The organism is Neisseria sp. P0021.S006, assembly GCF_051956895.1.
Window position 1 is genome coordinate 1 of record NZ_JBQCWZ010000870.1, and the last position, 607, is coordinate 607.

1 pseudogene is annotated in these 607 nt (G+C 46.5%); it reads left to right on the forward strand.

Annotation, left to right across the window (positions count from 1 at the left end):
* Positions 1-607, forward strand: a pseudogene (locus ACTHUM_RS17605) (outer membrane insertion C- signal); the annotation flags it as partial.

Sequence of the window (607 nt, forward strand, 5' to 3'; positions counted from 1 at the left end):
GCCAACACAGCAGCAATCGAAACTAAAGCCGATAAAGCTGACTTCGAAGAATTGGCAAAATACACTGCCGACATGGGTAAAAAAGTTAACGACATCGGTGATGAAGTAACTGCCCTGAGCGACGCGACTAGCGCAGCTATCACTCGTCACGATAAAGACATCGTTGACTTGGCACAAGCAGGTCTGAAAGCAACTGAGGCTTTGGAAGCCAACCGTAAAGATATTGATGCCAATAAAAAATACATCGGTGATCTCGCATTAGCCGGCAAAGCAGCAGCTGACGCTTTAGAAGCTAACCGTCAAGACATCGACGCCAATAAAGCAGCAATCGCTGAAAATACTGCCAAACTTGAAGAGCAAAAAGAAGCTAACGAAGGCTTCAATAATGCGATCGCCAGCTTGGATAAAGACATCGGTGATCTCGCATTAGCCGGTAAAGCAGCAGCTGACGCTTTAGAAGCTAACCGTCAAGACATCGACGCCAACACAGCAGCAATCGAAACTAAAGCCGATAAAGCTGACTTCGAAGAATTGGCAAAATACACTGCCGACATGGGTAAAAAAGTTAACGACATCGGTGATGAAGTAACTGCCCTGAGCGACGCGA